This is a genomic window from Mucilaginibacter hurinus (assembly GCF_003324525.1).
GTDB lineage: Bacteria > Bacteroidota > Bacteroidia > Sphingobacteriales > Sphingobacteriaceae > Mucilaginibacter > Mucilaginibacter hurinus.
Genome location: NZ_QGDC01000007.1, coordinates 116,876 through 135,082 on the forward strand (window position 1 = coordinate 116,876; position 18,207 = coordinate 135,082).

The window sequence follows — 18,207 nt, forward strand, 5'->3', positions numbered from 1 at the left end:
TGCATAAATAAAATTACCTCCTGCATGGATGCTGATGCTGTTAAAATGCTGCAAGGCCGTTACTGTAATTCGTTAACTGAATATTCCCGTTTTGTAACCCGTGAGGTGCAAATTGGCGATGTGCCCCTTGGCGGAAGCAATCCCATTCGTATACAAAGCATGACCACTACCGATACCATGGACACCATAGGCACGGTGGAGCAATCTATACGCATGATAGAGGCCGGCTGCGAGTACGTGCGTATTACTGCACCCAGCATAAAAGAGGCACAAAACCTTGCCGAAATAAAAAAGCAACTCAGGCAACGTGGCTACAATACGCCCTTGGTGGCCGACATACACTTTACACCAAACGCTGCCGAGGTAGCGGCGCGCATAGTTGAAAAGGTTAGGGTTAATCCGGGCAATTATGCCGATAAAAAGAAATTTGACCAGCTCGATTATACCGATGCCCAGTACCAGGGCGAGCTGGAACGTATTTTTCAAAAATTCACACCCCTGGTAAATATCTGTAAAGAATATGGCACAGCCATGCGTATTGGTACTAATCATGGTTCACTGTCTGACCGTATCATGAGCCGTTACGGCGATACACCGCAGGGCATGGTGGAGTCGGCAATGGAATTTATACGCATGTGTGAAATGCTTAACTACCAAAATTTGGTGGTAAGCATGAAATCAAGTAACCCGCAGGTAATGGTACAGGCATATCGGTTACTAGTGGAAACCATGGTTGCTGAGGGCATGAATTACCCGCTGCACCTGGGTGTAACCGAGGCCGGCGATGGCGAGGATGGTCGTATTAAATCGGCAGTAGGCATTGGTACATTGCTGGAAGATGGGCTGGGTGATACGGTGCGTGTATCGTTAACTGAAGAGCCGGAACATGAGGCCCCGGTAGCTATTGAACTGGTGGAGCGGTACGCACGTAGAAAGTCCGGAAGTCAGGTGATCGGAAAGTCTGATAGTAAAAACGACCATGGACTATGGACCATGGACCATGCGCACTCTCCCTACGATTACAAGCGCCGCGAAACATATGAGGCCAATGCTTTTATAGGCGGGCACATGGTACCGCGGGTAGTTATTGACTTATCAAGGGCAAACCTTAAAGATCCGGCTATACTCAACGCCGCCGGTTACTTATATTCGCCGGTGCTTGATAAATATAACATGGCAGAGCAGTCGGTCGACTTTGTGTACTTTGCTGACGAACTGCCATCGTTTAACCTGCCCGGCAACCTGAAGCAGTTGTATAACTACAACACTTGGCTTACATTGGCGGATAAAACGCTTTGCCATCCCTTGTTTACTTTACAGGAATATATCAACGCTGCCGACCGGTCTTCGTCGCTCAACTTGGTGGTGCTTCAAACAGGTGACATAGATACAAACGAGTTCGGCTCGATACTATTTGACAAGTCGCTTGTATTTGTGTTAGAGACCACACATGAACATGGCATGGCCGACCAGCGTAGCTTTTTCTTTAAGTTAGTTGAACTGGGGCTTGACGTGCCGGTGATAGTGAAAAGGAGCTATTTGTTTGAGGAATTGAGAGTTGGGAATCAAGAACCACATGCTGATACAGAAGCTGGGTACGGCATACAACGTGCAACCCACAACTTGCAACTTACAACCAAACTACAGCTTTATGCTGCTACAGATTTAGGTGCATTGCTGGTAGATGGTTTTGGAGACGGCATTTGGATAGACGCGCCGGAGCTGCCTGCAGATGTTATAACCTCTACTTCATTTGGTGTTTTGCAGGCCACACGCTCACGCATATCAAAAACCGAATACATATCGTGCCCAAGCTGCGGCCGCACCTTGTTCGACCTCATGGAGACCACACAGATGATACGCAGCCGAACCAGTCACCTCAAAGGATTAAAAATAGGCATTATGGGCTGCATCGTTAATGGCCCGGGCGAAATGGCCGATGCCGACTACGGTTATGTAGGCTCAGGTACAGATAAGATCACCCTTTATCGTGGCAAGCAAGCCGTTAAGAAGAATATCACTTCGGCTAACGCGTTGGATGAACTAATCGGCATCATTAAAGAAGATGGTAACTGGATTGAGCCACAGAGTAATCAGGATGCAACTTCTGTTATTTAAAATTTATTGGTACGGTGTACCGTACTTCAATAGGCTCACCATCAACTGTAGCGGGTTTCCAATTTGGAGAAAGTTTTAAAACACGTAACACTTCATTATTAGCCGGTTCGTTGAATCCACGCAATATCTTTATGTTGTTTAAGGAGCCGTCTTTTGCCACCATAAACTCGGCAATTACCCTTCCTTTAAATCCTTTTATTGTAGAAAGGTGGTTTTTTAAAAACGATTGCCAGGCTTTTATTCCACCGGGAAATTCAGGCTGAATTTCACATACGCCAACCCATAGACCTTTGTCGGCGCAATTAGTGGTACCTGCATCGCTTAAAGTTATCGTATCTGCAAACGAAAGGGGCTGTGCACCCTTTTTGGTAGTAGATGGTTTACTGGGTTTGCCTGTATGTTGAGCGAAAGCTTTTTGTTCTCCCCATAAATTAATACCAATTAATACCATCGCCGCCGATAGCCATTTTTTCCAGAATGGCTTAACTTGCCGGGAATTCATTTGCGCTGGGGTAAAACGTCCGCATACATTGCCGTTATTTTCGGCTAATATCTGCCTGAACACACCGGCTTTCGCATCAGTAAAATCGTAAACCGTTTTTTGACAATGGTCGCAAAATTTGCCGCCGGTAGTATTGGCCATGGCATCATAGTTGACAGGGCATTTAAAGCTTAGCTTGACATTTGTTATCTCATTGCGCATGTTGATATGTTAGGTTGCGATGTTTTTTAAAACTCAAGTATCGATTTAGAGGTTACCCTTGTAATATTTAAATATAAACAAAAATTGCTATGGCAAAAAATGTAGCCGATCAACTGGTAGAGATGCTGGTAAGCGCAGGTATTAAAAGAATTTATGCCGTAACCGGCGACAGTTTAAACGAAGTAAATGATGCTGTACGACGCAGTGGTAAAATACAATGGATACACGTTCGGCACGAAGAAGCCGGTGCCTACGCCGCCGCCGCCGAAGCTGAACTTACCGGCCTGGCCTGCTGTGCAGGCAGCAGCGGCCCCGGCCATGTGCATTTAATAAACGGGTTGTATGATGCTCACAAGGCCGGAGCACCCGTTATTGCTATTGCATCAACCATAGCATCAACAGAATATGGCACCGGTTATTTCCAGGAAACCAATACCATTAAACTGTTTGATGACTGCAGCTATTATAACCAGGTGGCCAGTACCGCCAAGCAATTTCCGAGGATGCTGCAAGGCGCAATACAAGCCGCGCTGCACCGTAAAGGTGTGGCGGTACTGGGTGTACCCGGCGATTTGACAGGGATGGATGCGGAAGACATACTAACCGCTAAGCAAAACTTTAACCCGGTACCGGTAATCAGGCCCTCAATGGAGGATTTACAGCTACTGGCGTCAACATTGGCTGAACGTAAAAAAATAACGCTGTTTTGCGGTATTGGCGCCGCAGGTGCGCATGACGAGGTTGTCGCTTTGGCGAACAAGCTGCACGCTACAGTAGCATATTCATTCAGGGCTAAAATGGATATACAGTATGATAACCCTAACGAGGTTGGTATGACGGGCCTGCTGGGCTTGCCGTCGGCTTATCACAGTATGCACGAGTCAGACCTTATATTTTTGCTGGGCACTGACTTTCCTTATGCTAATTTTATACCCGGTGATTGCACTATAGTACAGCTGGATACAAAACCTGAGCGTATTGGCCGTCGCGCAAAAGTTGATATAGGCTTATGCGGAGCCGTTAAAGATACGCTGGAAGCACTGTTGCCCCTCGTTGACCAAAAAGATGATGACAGCTTTTTAAGAGAACAGTTGGAACTTTACGCCGAAGTTAAAGCTAAAATGAAAACCTATGTAGACGACACCGGTGAAACTGATAATATCCACCCCGAGTACGTATCAAGCATTATAAACGAACTGGCTGACGATGACGCTATATTCACCGTGGATACGGGTATGTCCTGCGTTTGGGGCGCGCGGTATATAAACGCTACCGGTAAACGTAAAATGCTCGGCTCATTTAATCACGGCTCAATGGCTAATGCTATGCCGCATGCTATCGGGGCGGCACTTAGCTGCCCCGGCAGGCAAGTGATTGCCTTATGCGGTGATGGAGGCATATCCATGCTGTTGGGTGATTTGGCCACTATTGCACAATATAAACTGCCCGTTAAACTGGTTGTATTTAACAATCGTTCGTTGGGTATGGTGAAGCTGGAAATGGAAGTAGCGGGGCTGCCCAACTGGCAAACGGATATGTTTAACCCCGATTTTGCCTTGGTGGCACAGGCTATGGGCATACAGGGTTACACTGTACGCGACGCAGGTGAAGTGCGGCCGACATTAAAAGCCGCTTTTGAACACGACGGCCCTGCGCTGATAAATATAATGACTGACCCTAACGCACTGGCAATGCCGCCAAAAGTGGAATTTGAACAGGTAAAAGGCATGGCTCTTTCCATGGCTAAGTTGATGCTTAGCGGCCGCATGGATGAAGTAAAAGATACCGTTAAAGCCAATTATAAGCACTTGAAGGACCTGTTGTAACGCTGTAGATAAATAGCTATCAATCACCCGCTCAAAAGGAGAGGTGATTGATAGCCATGTTTGTGTTTAAAGCAATATGTCGGGGGCTTTAATAGGTTACTTAGCGATAAAATGTAATGTTAAGGCATATGGTAGCTTGACCTTGCCTCTGAGTCGGCCACTTCATTTTTAACTTTCTTGAAATTAAATTGAGCATAGTCCGGGTGCCTTTGTATCACCAATTCTTTTGAATTGCCAAAAAAATTGCCGTCTTCGTTTTGTAACTGAAAATAAACGGCATCACCTTGATTTATAATATTCTTATCAAGTGAGGCACCCCGGCAATTACTTAATAAGTTAGCTTTGTAATTAAGATTAAATGCCTTTTTCCAATTGTTGAAAACGATATATACATTATGTTTGCTGGTTGTACTGTCTACTTCAAGCTGGTAAGTGTCCTCGTAAGTAAAAACCGGCTTGTCATCCTGCATAAATTTATAGCGGTATCTACCGTCATTTAATACTTCAACGTACTCTTTAACGCATTTGTTGCTGCTCTCGTAAGTGCCATAATAAAGCTTTTGGGATACGACGTCATTTTTGCATGATGATGTGAATGCCGCAAAAAGGCAAATTGAGGATATAAATGTAAATGTTTTCATATAGGTATATAGTATATGCGGGCGGCCCCGACTTTATATTCCACATTTCCACCGCGCAGTATCTAACTATGCACTAGTCGGTACACAGTGTTATCCGGAATGCAGAAATAACATATTGGTTAAATAAATGTTTTAACAAATACATGATTTTTAGTTTTAGTTAGTGCAAAATTTCGTTTAAGTTTTTATAACTTAAAGAATATTAGAGCTTTAACAAATGGTGCACACCGTGAAATTAATTGCTGATTTTAGGAGGTTATACGCAGGCAGATCTAATGCTTGTGGGCAGGCTCGTAAATCAGCCGCAAAAAAGTGCTGAATCGTTCACTTTCGCGTTTAATCGGGATACCTGTAACGATGCCGATCAGTAGATTATCTGCTACACTTACACGCATCTGGGGTCGTATAGTCATATCAAAATCTGATTTGCGTACTTCTTTGTTAAACTCGATCCCTATAAAGTTCCGGGTGCCGGTAATCATGTAGTGAAAGCTGCTGTTTATTTGCCAATTTGTAGTTACCGCGTGATTGTTATGATGTATAAATTGTGGCCCGGTATAAAGAAGTGTATGGAAGTTTTGGCCCAGTCTTTTTGCAGCTACGAAAAAGGGATTATAAACTTTGCCGGTAAATAGCTTTTCTTTTCCGTAGTTTCTAAAGTCGGATAACTCAAATTCCTGTATATAACCCAACGCCATACTCGTCTTTATTTTATCAGAAACAAAGAATGAATATTGAGTAGCTAACTTTAGGCTGTTAAGCTTACTACCGGGCGCTGCAATGCCGTTTGCAGTGGGGTAATAAAAAGAAAAGGGCAGTTCAACTTCAAATCCTAAGCGGTTTATAGGGGCAAACTCGTATTCAACAAGGGCGGTATACTCATCGTAGGTGTTATTGTCTTTTAGTCCGAGCCCAACATTCCATTCACGCTCGCCTTTGCGCGCACCCAGGTCGCGTATCAGGTCAATGTACAACGGTTCGGCATGCAGTACCTTGTCGGGTTCCTGTTTATCCTCAACTTCGTTAATGTAAATGCTATCTAGTGTTTCATTGGCATCGTACCCGGTTTGCGCGACGGCATCAGCACAGTAAAAAAGAGGGAGGATTAACAGTAGTAAAGGGTATATTTTATTATCAATCATGCAAAACAGCTTTTAGCTGCAAAACTATCCTTTACATATTAATATGCTGTTTAAACACCTATTTTTAACACATTTTAACATTAAAGTACCAGTTGCGTAAACAGTCGTTGCAGTTTTTCGCCGGCGTTACCTTTACATAGCCCCGGATGTACTTTTGAGGCTTGTACAACCGTACTACGGGCTGCGGTAAGCCAGCGGAAACGAGACGCGGCATCAAGTTTAGCGATAGGGCCGCCTTGTGCGCTCCCCGCAGCTATATGGTCGAAAGCTTCGATATTTTTACGTAGTTCGCCAATATCCAGTTCAGGCGAAAGAGCAAGCAGGCGTGGTTCGTCAAGCTTGTATATAAACTTTAAAAACTTCTGTTTTGAGCAAAAAAGGATAACTCCTACATTTAAAAATTCTTCACGTTCTACCCTTGGCACAACGCGGATAACAGCGTACTCAAATATATGCTGATCGGGCATGTTGTGCTTCATTTACAAATACATCTGAGGCGCCTAAACGCGTTAATAAAAATTGAACGTAAACTTCCCGATTATCGTCCGGCTTTTCGCCAAGCCAATCACCAGGTATAAGGTTGGCAATACCCCGTATGCAGTCTTCGGTAAGTATGGCCTTACATGCGTCATTCGCTTCCTGCAACTGGGTGGCATAAGGGAGTAATACGTGATCTTTGATCAAAGTAAAGGGGCGCAGCGCCTGTTCCTTCCAGTTGTCCCATGAGTGATGAAAGTAAAGTGCAGCACCGTGGTCTATCAGCCACAGCTCTTTATGCCACATCAGCATATTGGTATTGCGCGCGGTACGATCAACGTTGGTAAGCAGGCAATCCAGCCAAACTATTTTTGAAGCAAGGGCGGCATCAGGCACAGTAACTACCGGATCGTAAGTAATGGCGCCCTGCAGGTAATGCAATGCCAGGTTAAGCCCTACGCTGGCTTTTAGCAAGTCCTGTATCTCTTCTTCACCTTCCGACTGACCAAAAGCATTATCTAAATTGGCAAACACCAGTTCAGGTATTTTTACGCCGAGTGCCCGTGCAATTTCACCGCCGAGGAGTTCGGCAATTAATGCTTTTACACCCTGACCCGCGCCACGGAATTTAAGTACATACAAAAACTCGTCATCAGCCTCGGCAATTGCCGGCAGCGAACCGCCTTCGCGCAAAGGCGTAACATAACGGATAACGTTAACGGTACGTAGTTCGGGCTGCGCTGCTGCTGACATGCGGCAAATTTATGATTTTTTGTAGTGAATAAGAGCTCCGACCAAAATCCCACCAAGGAAAAGGCAATTAAAGAAAAAGTGAAATTTATTATCTCTTTCAGAAGTTGCGGGTTTGACACTATCGTTTGGGTTTGCAAACCACCTTTATGTCTGCAACATCGCTTGGTAAACCCTCACCGGGAATTACTGTAAATATCAACTGATCCTTTGTAAGCGAGATAATATTCATGCGTTTTTCGCCGCCTATGGTTAACGTGATAAGCTTTCTCTTTTGATCGTAATACCATGTGCCGTGGCCATTCTCAACAGCCTCATCATCGCTAACGATAAATGTTTTATTGCGTTTAAACTCGGCGGATACCATTTCTGTGCCGGGCTGTGGTGTGATTTTTTTTCCGCCTAATGTGGCATAGTGCGATTGCCATTTTTTGCATAAAAGGGTTTCTACCGTTTTTGCCGGCAGCATAATATTTTGCGCGTTAGCTGTAAAGCAGGTAAGCGTTATAAGCAATATAAGGGGTATACGTTTCATCAATGTTTATGTGGTAAATCCCACAGATCCGGATTGAGTTTCGAAGCGTGACAAGAGCCTTCAACATATTGGATTTTGTTGAAGATGTAATATTAGCAAAAGAAATTTAGCTAACGCAGGAATAAGAAAAAGACGATTAATTCTCTCTTATTAATATATCCTTAGCCATTACCATAGGTACGCTGATATATTTTTTCTCCATGTAGTTGATCACTTTTTCAAGTATCTCGCGTGATTGCTCGTCAAGACCTTGCACTTCGTCAACAAAAACGGTATTAAGGGCAGTGCTGCGTATCTCTTTTATCTTTTCGGGTACTTTGCGCATGGCAATTTCAACACGCCGCTGTTTTAGCTGTAGTAAAAACTCAGTAATATTTTGGTCAATGATGGCTTCGGCATGTACCAGTTCACAGTAACGTTCCTGCAGGTTTCTTTTAGCTACTTCATTCAGGGAGTGAACTTCAATAAAGTTTACGGGATACTGCTCAAGTACTTCCGGCGCGGTATCATTAGGTATAGCCAGATCGACAATAGTTTTGCGGCCTGTTTCGCCGGCAAGCAGCGATGTATATATCTCAGGGGTAATAATGGGCTCCGTTGCTGATGTGCAGGTTATAATAACGTCAAAACCACCCTTATACGCTTTTAGCTCCTTCAGGCCGTGTGCCTCACCATTAAGGTCAGCAGCAAGCAACTGCGCTTTGGCAATGGTGCGGTTAAATATCACAAAATTGCTAAACTTATGCTTTTGCAGGTACTTGCTGATGTTTCGGTTGGTTTCGCCGGCACCTATAATAAGGATGCGGGCGTTTGAGCAAAGTTTTAGGTCTTTTAACTTGCGGTAGGCGAGGGATACTACCGAGATGGGGTTTTTGGAGATGTTGGTGTGGGTGTAAACTTCTTTAGCAGTCTTGACGACGCAGTTCATCACCATCCTTAAATAATCTCCTGTAAGGCCAGCTTCCTTGCCTTTTTCATAAGCCTTGCGCAACTGTGCCAGGATTTCTTTTTCGCCAACTACAAGGCTCTCCAGCGAACACGATGTGCGCAAAAGGTGATTTAGCGCCTCACGGTCTTCATAAATGGATGCTGCATTCATAAATGTGCCCAGGTAATGCGAACACAGGCCCATGTTTAAAAACGAAATAAATTTTTCAGCAAATGCTTTATCTACCTGCTGTGTTGTGGCCATCACAAATTCCACCCTGTTACAGGTAGCAAGATAAAAAAGCTCAGATATGCCAAAATGTAATTTAACCTGTTGAAGCTTAGCGTTAAGGTCCTCCTGGCAGATAACCAATTTCCCCAATTCCTTCAGCTCAATCTGTTTATGCGTAAAAGCTAGTACCTTTAAATACTTCAAAGCAGTTTAAATTTTAACCCAACAAAAATAAGAGGATAAAGTAGCTGCATTGTCAACCCTTTGTCAAACAGGAGTATTTAGAATAATTATAAATAGGTTGAATTTATCGATTGCGCATGGATTAAAACTATCTTCCCAAACTCAAATAGCCTAATACAATGATTAAAAATACATGCATGATCATCATGTTTATGGTTTACATGCTGGCCGGCATCAATCACTTCATCCATCCTGACGGGTACCTGAAAATTATACCTGATTATTTGCCGGCACATCATACGCTAAACCTGCTGGCCGGCGGTTTTGAAATATTGCTAGCCATACTGCTGTTAATACCTTTAACCAGGCGATTAGCTGCATGGGGTATTATAATAATGCTTGTAGCTTTTTTGCCTGTACACATTGCCATGATAGAGGATGCGCCGTTGCAAGTGGGTAGGATAACGGTAACGCCGGTTTTAGCATGGGTTAGACTGGTGTTAATACAACCGGTACTTATTTTATGGGCATGGTGGTATACAAAACCGGTATAAAAGGGCACACCTTCTTTTAGGTAGATGATAGTAATAATGTGTGTCTGATAAAAATCCTTTTACTAACAGAAGTGCATAGGCCTCGTTCTACGTCACGCAATTGCAACGTTGGTGTAAATGCAAAACAATCATGTAATTTTAATGATATTAAATACTCCAATGCAAATGAGTATACAACAGGCTAAAAAGGCAGGTAAGAAATACCTGAACACTATACCCACCGATGCTGCAGGCTTTGACCGGCTTGGCCCGATATTGAAAGAATATCTGTTAAACAAGGCAGAAAATAGACCTAAGAAAACTATAGGACCGTTTAAGACGGATTTAGCCGTTTACCAAATGCCGCCGGTTAGCAACTTGCGCATCACCTGGGTGGGTCATTCCAGTTTGTTAATAGAAATTGACGGTAAACGCATACTTACTGATCCGGTTTGGAGCGATAGGGTATCCTTTTCCCAGTCAATAGGGCCTAAGCGTTTTTTTAAACCACCATTAGCGCTGCACCAGCTCCCGGCACTGGATGCTATTATACAGTCGCATGATCATTACGACCACCTGGACGAGGGGACAGTGAAATATTTTGCACACGCCGGCGTGCCTTTTTATTGCTCAGAAGGTGTAGGGAAACATCTGCGGAAATGGGGAATCAAAGCATCGCTGATAACTGAGTTAAACTGGGGCGACGCTGCCGTAATCGGCGGCGAGATAAAAATAACGGCTACGCCTGCAAGGCATTTTTCAGGCCGTAGCATGTTTAATCGTAACGAAACGTTATGGTCATCATGGGTGATAGAAGGGCCCCGGCATAGTGTGTTTTTTGGCGCTGATTCTGGTCCCTCGCCCGATTTTAAGGTCATTGGCGAACAATTCGGGCCGTTTGATCTTACAATGCTAGAAGTGGGCGCGTACGGGCGTTACTGGCCGGATATACACATGGGGCCGGCCAATGCTGCTGACGCGCATATAGCATTAAAAGGTAAAATGATGATGCCCATACACTGGGGTACATTTAACCTGGCGCCGCATGCCTGGTTTGAGCCTGCCGAAAAACTGCTGAATATTGCTGATGATAAAAGCATTGCGTTATTCATGCCCGAACCAGGTAAACCTACTGAAGCAGATAGTCCTTACAATTCATTATGGTGGAAAAAGTATTTAAGCGGCTGATGCTACTTTATAACATTAAATAAGTTGCCATTTTTATCAAAGCAAAATATATACTTTCTTATTACGCTGTCTCCGGTTGAACTGACGGTTTTAAATTGATGCTCAAGGTTATAGCCTGCAAAGTCGGGCTCTATAGTATTGGCTACGCTGTCGCGTTTGCCTTTAAAGTAAGCCAGGCGGCTATTGTAATAACCTGTTTTTTCACGTTGTTTATATAGCGCGAAGTTTTCACCCATCTCCCTGAAGCGGGTAGCTTCAACTTCGCTCACCGAGTCGTCATATTGTAAGTACACTACATCATTAAGGTATGAGTACATAATACTGTCTGGCGAACTAAAGCTCACCGGATGGTAAAAGGAGGAATCCGTCAATTGCGTTTTCAGATACTGCTGCGCTTTTGTCCGCAGCATTTTATTAAGGTCCTCGTTGCCGGGATGTACACAGGCTGCACAAAACATAATCAACATGAAAGCGATGTTGTTAACCTTCATGTCATCTAAAGTAGTGTTTATACGCGTAAAAAAAACGGGTACGCTTCGGCTGAAACCGCGGCTCTATCAAAGTCACCCAACTTTCATAACATTAATTAATCACTAAATGATGTTATTAAAAACCTAAATTTGCAGCAAATACATTAACTTATTTTGGACAGGACACTTATTATAGGAACACGCGGAAGCGAATTGGCACTGTGGCAGGCCAATTTTGTAAAAGACAGCCTGGCTGCTATTAATGTTAACGCCGAACTAAAAATTATAAAAACCCAGGGCGATCGTATACTCAATCTAAGTTTTGATAAACTGGAAGGCAAGGGTTTTTTTACCAAGGAACTGGAAGAAGAACTGCTTGCCGGAACTATTGATATAGCCGTACATTCACATAAAGATCTGCCCACCGAAAATCCCCCGGGGTTGGTAATAGCGGCAGTATCTGAGCGTGAGGACCCTGCCGAATTGCTTATTATATTAAAAGACTGCGTAGATGTTCGCCAAAAACTATCGGTAAAATATGGTGGGATGGTTGGCACGTCGTCTAACCGCAGGCGGGCGCAGTTGCTTGCGGTACGGCCTGACCTGGAAATTGACGATTTGCGCGGAAACGTACCCACACGCATAGGCAAGCTGCGGGACGAAGATTACGACGCTATTATGCTGGCCAAGGCAGGTGTGACGCGCCTGGGGATTGACCTGAGTGAGTTTCACGTAGAAGAACTAACACCTACTGAACTTATACCCGCACCGGCACAGGGTGTATTGGCTATACAGATACGCCAAAGTGATGCTGACCTATACCAAACCCTGCAAGCCCTGCACCACGCAGACGTGGCCGAAGCATTGGCTGTAGAGCGTAATGTACTTAAACTTTTCGGCGGCGGCTGCCATTTACCTCTGGGAGTTTATTGCCGTAAAGATGATGGTAAATTCCAGGTGTTTACGTCAAAAGCCGATACCGGGGAAGGTTTTCCTGACCGGCTATTTTTAGAGGCTGACACCACGGTGGGCCTTGCCGAAAAGGTAGTGGCCAGGTTTGATAAGTCGCGTAAGATGCCTGCGAAAGTATTCATCTCCCGTGAGGTATTTGAAAATAGTTATTTCCGCAAAGCACTTGAGAAAAATAATATAGAGGTTGAAGCACGCTCATTGATACGTACAGTAGCAGTGATCACCAGGCTGGACCCGTTTATACTACGTAACACCGACTGGATATTTTTCACCAGCAAAAATGCAGTGGAGTACTTTTTTAAGTTGAAGCCACAACTGCCAAAAAAGGTGAAATTTGGCGTAATGGGTTCAGGATCGGAGGATGCTCTGCGGCGGAACGGCTATTTTGCCGAATACACCGGCGAGGGTACAGATACGACCGATGTTGCTGCTGAGTTTGCTAAACTGGCTAACGGTACAACGGTAACATTCCCCGGCGCCGCAAGCCCGATGCGCAGTATACACCAGGGTCTGTCGGCTGATACAAAAATAATTGACCTGCCGGTATATGAAACTGTATTGGAAGAGCAGGTAGCCCCAAGCGGGGCGGATGTGCTGGTATTTACCAGCCCGTCAAACGTCGACGCATACTTTGCTGACAACCTGCTTGATCCGCATCAAAAAATAATTGCAATAGGTAAGTCGACCGGAAAGAAATTCGAAGATATGGGTGTACCCTATGTGCTGCCTTTCTCGCCAGACGAAATAGGGCTTGCGGAAGCGGTATTTGGGATAACCCTGAACTCATAATAACTAATCCGGGTTGAATTGATCATCTATAAATATTTTCAAAGGCTCCCCCTGAAGGGGATGGAGGGTTTTATGCTACAACGACCACGAAGAAACCGTAAAAGTGAAGCCATCCGCCAGATGGTGCAGGAAACGCATGTTAGTGCGGCCAACCTTATATTTCCGCTATTTATTATTGATGGCGATAACCAGAAAACCGAAGTGGCCTCGATGCCGGGCATTTACCGTTACAGCATTGATAACTTACTGCGGGAAATTGAAAGCTGCCTGAAGCTTGGCCTTAACGCATTTGACCTGTTTCCGAATATTGACGAAGCACTGAAAGATAAGTACGCTACGGAGAGCCACCGGGAAGAAGGATTGTATTTGCGAGCGATACGCGAAGTAAAAAAGCATTTTCCGGAAGCTTGTGTAATTACCGACGTGGCAATGGATCCTTACAGCAGCGATGGGCATGATGGGATAGTAGAAAATGGTGAAATTTTAAATGACGAAACCCTGGAGGTGTTAGGTAAAATGACGCTTGCACAGGCGCAGGCCGGAGCAGATATCATTGCCCCCTCTGATATGATGGACGGGCGAGTGGGTCACCTGCGTACTATGCTTGACGATCATGGCTTTAAACATGTATCCATCATGTCGTACTCGGCTAAATATGCAAGCGCTTTTTATGGTCCGTTTAGAGACGCGCTTAACTCAGCGCCTAAATTCGGCGATAAAAAGACATACCAAATGAATCCTGCCAACCAGCAGGAAGCATTAATAGAAGCCAGGTTTGATGAAGCAGAAGGCGCTGACTTTTTGATGGTGAAGCCTGCTTTATCTTATCTTGATGTAATAAAACTGGTGAAAGACAACACCCAATTACCTGTAGCTGCATATAATGTTAGTGGTGAGTACGCTATGCTGAAGGCAGCTGTACAACGCGGCTGGCTAAATGAGCAGCGGGCGGTAAGCGAAGTGCTTACAAGTATAAGGCGGGCAGGTGCTACCGCAATACTAACATATCATGCCAGGGAAGTACTGGAAAATAAGTGGCTTTAGGTAACTCGAATTCAAAAAGTGCTTTTATAGAAAAAAGCATGTTTTGTGAATTTTGAATTTCAATTTTTTGACTTTATAAAATGTTCGATTCAATAAAAAAGATATTTTCAGGAGAAGATGATTTGCCGGTTAATACGTCAAGTAAACCCGACATAAGCAGGGAAAAATCTGCTGAATTATATGAGAAAGCCAAAACTTATTTCCCCGGTGGAGTGAATTCACCCGTGCGGGCATTTAAGTCGGTGCATGGTACACCATTATTTATTCAACGGGGCGATGGGAGCCATATTTGGGATGCAGACGGCAACGAGTTTATTGATTTTTGCTGTTCATGGGGGCCGCTTATCCTTGGGCACAACAATGTCAAAGTGCGGGAAAAAGTGGTTGAAGTTATCCAGAACGGCATGTCTTTTGGTGCGCCAACCGCGCTAGAGAATGAATTGGCTGAACTCATCCTAAAGAATAATAAATACATTGAAAAGATACGTTTTGTAAGCTCAGGTACTGAGGCGGTTATGTCGGCAATCAGGTTGGCCCGTGGATATACAAAGCGTGATAAAATAATAAAATTTGAGGGTTGTTACCACGGTCACTCTGATTCATTGCTTGTAAAAGCCGGGTCAGGCTTGGTTACATTTGGCGAAACCTCGTCGGCAGGGGTGCCAAAGGCGTTCGCTGATGAAACTATAGTAGTGGGTTTAAATGATAAAACTGCCCTGCAAAAGGCATTTGATGATTTTAAAAACCAAGTTGCTGCTGTTATAATTGAACCGGTACCGGCTAACAATGGCTTGCTTTTGCAAAACAAGGAATATCTGGAATTTTTGCGTGACATATGTACCCAAAACGGTGCCTTGCTGATATTTGATGAAGTGATATCCGGCTTCCGCATAGGTTTTGAAGGCGCGGCAGGATATTATAAGATACAGCCTGATATAATTACTTACGGTAAAATTATAGGCGGCGGTATGCCGGTAGGTGCCTATGGCGCATCTGCTGCAATTATGGGCAACGTTTCACCCGAGGGGCAGGTTTACCAGGCAGGTACGTTATCAGGCAACCCGGTAGCAATGGGGGCGGGTATAGCACAGTTAACCGAGTTGCTACGCAATGGCTTTTACCGCGATCTGCATAACAAAGCCGAAGAATTTACTCAGGCTATTCAGCGTTTTGCGTCGGCCCGCAATTATAAATTTAAGGTGTTTACTATTGGTTCAATATTCTGGTTTGCCTTTACTGATAAGGATATTTGCAGTGCAGATGATATTGATCCGGCGAGTATGGAAAAATTTAAAAAAATGCACCGCGAGTTGCTTAACAGAGGCATTTACCTGGGGCCTTCCGGTTACGAGGTGGGTTTTATATCATCGGCACACACCAAAACTGACCTGGAAAAAGCCAAGCGCGCAATTTTTGAAAGTCTCGACCTGGTTTTCAGGCAATAACAGCGGGGTACACCCGCTGGGCGGCCGCAGAAAAATGATAAATAAAAGATAAATGATTAGCTAAATTTGCAGCTTGGTACTATTCGCCAGTTATGAAAAAAACCATTATCATTTTTTACACCCTTATTATCTACGCGGTAGCCGAATTGATATGGTGGGGTTATATGCTGGTTATATTACAGCCCAACCGCATGGGCATGATACTGGGCGAGGGGTCCATTTTTTTCGCGGTTTTTTTTCTCGGTGCCTTTTACCTGCATAGATCATTAAACAAGGAGCGTAAATTACAAGAGCAGAAAAAGAATTTCCTGCTGTCTGTTACGCACGAGTTAAAATCGCCCCTGGCATCAATTAAGTTATTGCTGCAAACTATTCAGAAGCGCGAATCGTTAACTAAGGCCCAGGTACTTGATTTTATTGAAAAATCGTTAACGGACATTGAACGGCTGGATGACATGGTGGAAAACATGTTACTGGCATCCAAAATAGATAACAGTTCATACACGTTCCCTAAGGCGAGTTTTAACTTAAGCAACCTGGTTGATAATATTGTTAACCGGTTGCAGATTAGTAAGTGCGACGGGAACCAGCAGATAATAAATGCCGAGATAGAGCCGAAAATTGAAATAACCGGTGATAAATTTGCTTTAACATCTGTGGTAACCAACCTTATTGAAAATGCGGTGAAATATTCGCGGCCGTGCGAAGCGCTTGAGGTAAAACTATTTAAAAAAGAAGGGAAGGTGCATTTCCAGGTGGCAGATCGCGGTATAGGTATAGCGGATGCCGAAAAAGCACGTATTTTTGATAAGTTTTACCGTGTAGGCAGTGAAGATACACGTAACACAAAAGGGACAGGACTGGGACTTTATATAGTTAAACAAGTACTTGATAAACACGAAGCAACCATAAGGGTAAAGGATAACAAGCCGGCTGGAAGCATATTTGAAGTTGTATTCGGATAAATAAAATTAAAAAAGATGCAAAACAAAAAAAGAATTTTACTGGCCGAGGACGAAGAACACCTGCTTGAAGCCATTAAGCTTAACCTTGAACTTGAAGGTTACAAAGTATCAACCGCTAAAAATGGTAAAAAAGCGCTGCAATTATTTAAGGAAGAGCGTTTTAACTTGGTGATATTGGACGTGATGATGCCCGAGATTGACGGTTTTGTGGTTGCCGAAACCATCAGACTAGAAAATAATGAGGTACCCATTATGTTTTTAACCGCCAAGAATACCAACGAGGATAAAATTACAGGTTTAAAAAAGGGTGCTGATGATTATCTGACCAAACCGTTTAACCTTGAAGAATTGATTTTACGGGTTAATAACCTGGTAAAGCGCGGCCTTAAAGGCGAGGACCTTAAGGAATTCAACAGCTATAAGATAGGTGAAAAAACTATCCACTTCAACTCATTTGAATTGATAAACGAGGACGGCTCGGTTACACCGCTTACCAAAAAAGAAACTATGTTGCTTAAGCTATTGATTGAACGGCGTAACGAGGCTGTATCGCGCGAGCAGATATTGGAAACGGTGTGGAATTATGATGTTTATCCATCTACCCGTACAATTGACAATTTTATACTAACATTCCGTAAATACTTTGAACCTGATCCTAAAAACCCGGTGTTCTTTCACTCGATACGCGGAGTAGGGTATAAGTTTACTGATAACCAGCATTAATGTTTACTAACCAGGCACGCATAATGGTTTCCGCGGCCTTTTTGTTGCTGGCTGCCTTTTTTGTATATAAACAAACTTTTGAACTTGTTGCTGTATGCCTTCTGTTAATAGGACTGCTGATATGGGGTTATTTTAAAGAAGGAACGATAATACTTGCTGCAAAGCATTTTCACCAAAAGGAATATGATAAGGCTGAAAACCTTTTGCTGCAGATAAAAAATCCCGGTTATTTAGGGAAAAAGCGCCGTGGTTTTTACGAGTTCATTATGGGGGGTATCAATTTGCAAAAAAGGGATTATGAAGCAGCCGAAAAGCATTTTGAAATAGCCGCTCAATACCCTTTACGCTCAGTTAATGATCATGTTGCAGCACTGGTACATGTTGCTACCATAAGTTTTAGAAACGGGAACATAGATAAGGCAAAAGCTTATTTGGAGTTAGCCGAAACAAAAAAAGACGGTATTACCGCCAAAATGAAGGATGTGTTAAATACTTTAAGGCAAGAATTAAAGAAAAAGTAAAAAAAGATAAGGTCATCGTTATT

General features: G+C 43.7%; 18 protein-coding genes. 10 read left to right on the top strand and 8 right to left on the bottom strand.

Annotated elements, in window-relative coordinates:
• The first annotated feature begins 24 nt into the window (after positions 1-24).
• Positions 25-2,118, top strand: coding sequence for a (E)-4-hydroxy-3-methylbut-2-enyl-diphosphate synthase (gene ispG, locus DJ568_RS13335; protein ID WP_114005785.1), 2,094 nt, complete (start codon positions 25-27; stop codon positions 2,116-2,118).
• Here ispG and DJ568_RS13340 read toward each other — a convergent pair.
• Entirely contained in the window at positions 2,111-2,821 is a 711-nt protein-coding gene (locus DJ568_RS13340; RefSeq protein WP_114005786.1) for an energy transducer TonB, read from the bottom strand. The genes ispG and DJ568_RS13340 overlap by 8 nt on opposite strands.
• A gap of 89 nt (positions 2,822-2,910) precedes the next feature.
• Between DJ568_RS13340 and DJ568_RS13345 the strand changes: the two genes are divergently transcribed.
• The gene (locus tag DJ568_RS13345; protein WP_114005787.1) at positions 2,911-4,647 is read left to right on the top strand and encodes a thiamine pyrophosphate-dependent enzyme; all 1,737 of its coding nucleotides are present in this window, start codon (positions 2,911-2,913) and stop codon (positions 4,645-4,647) included.
• 119 nt (positions 4,648-4,766) lie between these two features.
• Here the strand turns inward: DJ568_RS13345 and DJ568_RS13350 are convergent, their stop codons facing one another.
• The 6 genes from DJ568_RS13350 to hemA all read right to left on the bottom strand — a co-directional run bounded on the left by DJ568_RS13350 (position 4,767) and on the right by hemA (position 9,555).
• A complete protein-coding gene (locus DJ568_RS13350; protein WP_114005788.1) occupies positions 4,767-5,288 on the bottom strand; it encodes a hypothetical protein in 522 nt (173 codons plus the stop codon).
• Between the two features lie 272 nt (positions 5,289-5,560).
• Positions 5,561-6,430: an HAEPLYID family protein gene (locus DJ568_RS13355; RefSeq protein WP_114005789.1), complete on the bottom strand. Its 870-nt coding sequence runs from the start codon at positions 6,428-6,430 to the stop codon at positions 5,561-5,563.
• 80 nt (positions 6,431-6,510) lie between these two features.
• Positions 6,511-6,909: a DUF3037 domain-containing protein gene (locus DJ568_RS13360; RefSeq protein ID WP_317047547.1), complete on the bottom strand. Its 399-nt coding sequence runs from the start codon at positions 6,907-6,909 to the stop codon at positions 6,511-6,513.
• Positions 6,875-7,660: a HipA family kinase gene (locus DJ568_RS13365; protein WP_114005791.1), complete on the bottom strand. Its 786-nt coding sequence runs from the start codon at positions 7,658-7,660 to the stop codon at positions 6,875-6,877. Before DJ568_RS13365 ends, DJ568_RS13360 begins: the two co-directional genes overlap by 35 nt.
• A 118-nt stretch (positions 7,661-7,778) precedes the next feature.
• Complete coding sequence (locus DJ568_RS13370; protein ID WP_114005792.1) at positions 7,779-8,192, bottom strand: lipocalin-like domain-containing protein; 414 nt, start codon at positions 8,190-8,192, stop codon at positions 7,779-7,781.
• A gap of 136 nt (positions 8,193-8,328) precedes the next feature.
• Positions 8,329-9,555: a glutamyl-tRNA reductase gene (gene hemA, locus DJ568_RS13375; RefSeq protein WP_114005793.1), complete on the bottom strand. Its 1,227-nt coding sequence runs from the start codon at positions 9,553-9,555 to the stop codon at positions 8,329-8,331.
• Positions 9,556-9,713: 158 nt separating this feature from the next.
• Here hemA and DJ568_RS13380 point away from each other — a divergent pair, with 158 nt between their 5' ends.
• On the top strand, positions 9,714-10,088 hold the full coding sequence (locus DJ568_RS13380; RefSeq protein ID WP_114005794.1) for a DoxX family protein: 375 nt from the start codon (positions 9,714-9,716) through the stop codon (positions 10,086-10,088).
• 165 nt (positions 10,089-10,253) lie between these two features.
• Positions 10,254-11,255: an MBL fold metallo-hydrolase gene (locus DJ568_RS13385; RefSeq protein WP_114005909.1), complete on the top strand. Its 1,002-nt coding sequence runs from the start codon at positions 10,254-10,256 to the stop codon at positions 11,253-11,255.
• Between the two features lie 2 nt (positions 11,256-11,257).
• Here the strand turns inward: DJ568_RS13385 and DJ568_RS13390 are convergent, their stop codons facing one another.
• Positions 11,258-11,746: a hypothetical protein gene (locus DJ568_RS13390; protein WP_114005795.1), complete on the bottom strand. Its 489-nt coding sequence runs from the start codon at positions 11,744-11,746 to the stop codon at positions 11,258-11,260.
• A 153-nt stretch (positions 11,747-11,899) separates the two neighbouring features.
• Between DJ568_RS13390 and hemC the strand changes: the two genes are divergently transcribed.
• The 6 genes from hemC to DJ568_RS13420 all read left to right on the top strand — a co-directional run bounded on the left by hemC (position 11,900) and on the right by DJ568_RS13420 (position 18,184).
• Positions 11,900-13,486 (top strand): hydroxymethylbilane synthase, encoded by a 1,587-nt coding sequence (hemC, locus tag DJ568_RS13395; protein WP_114005796.1) that lies wholly within the window; start codon positions 11,900-11,902, stop codon positions 13,484-13,486.
• Between the two features lie 72 nt (positions 13,487-13,558).
• Positions 13,559-14,530, top strand: coding sequence for a porphobilinogen synthase (hemB, locus tag DJ568_RS13400; RefSeq protein WP_114005910.1), 972 nt, complete (start codon positions 13,559-13,561; stop codon positions 14,528-14,530).
• 80 nt (positions 14,531-14,610) lie between these two features.
• A complete protein-coding gene (gene hemL, locus DJ568_RS13405) occupies positions 14,611-15,975 on the top strand; it encodes a glutamate-1-semialdehyde 2,1-aminomutase (RefSeq protein WP_114005797.1) in 1,365 nt (454 codons plus the stop codon).
• 92 nt (positions 15,976-16,067) lie between these two features.
• On the top strand, positions 16,068-16,940 hold the full coding sequence (locus DJ568_RS13410; RefSeq protein WP_114005798.1) for a sensor histidine kinase: 873 nt from the start codon (positions 16,068-16,070) through the stop codon (positions 16,938-16,940).
• 15 nt (positions 16,941-16,955) lie between these two features.
• On the top strand, positions 16,956-17,663 hold the full coding sequence (locus DJ568_RS13415; protein WP_114005799.1) for a response regulator transcription factor: 708 nt from the start codon (positions 16,956-16,958) through the stop codon (positions 17,661-17,663).
• The gene (locus DJ568_RS13420; RefSeq protein ID WP_114005800.1) at positions 17,663-18,184 is read left to right on the top strand and encodes a tetratricopeptide repeat protein; all 522 of its coding nucleotides are present in this window, start codon (positions 17,663-17,665) and stop codon (positions 18,182-18,184) included. Before DJ568_RS13415 ends, DJ568_RS13420 begins: the two co-directional genes overlap by 1 nt.
• Positions 18,185-18,207: the final 23 nt, after the last annotated feature.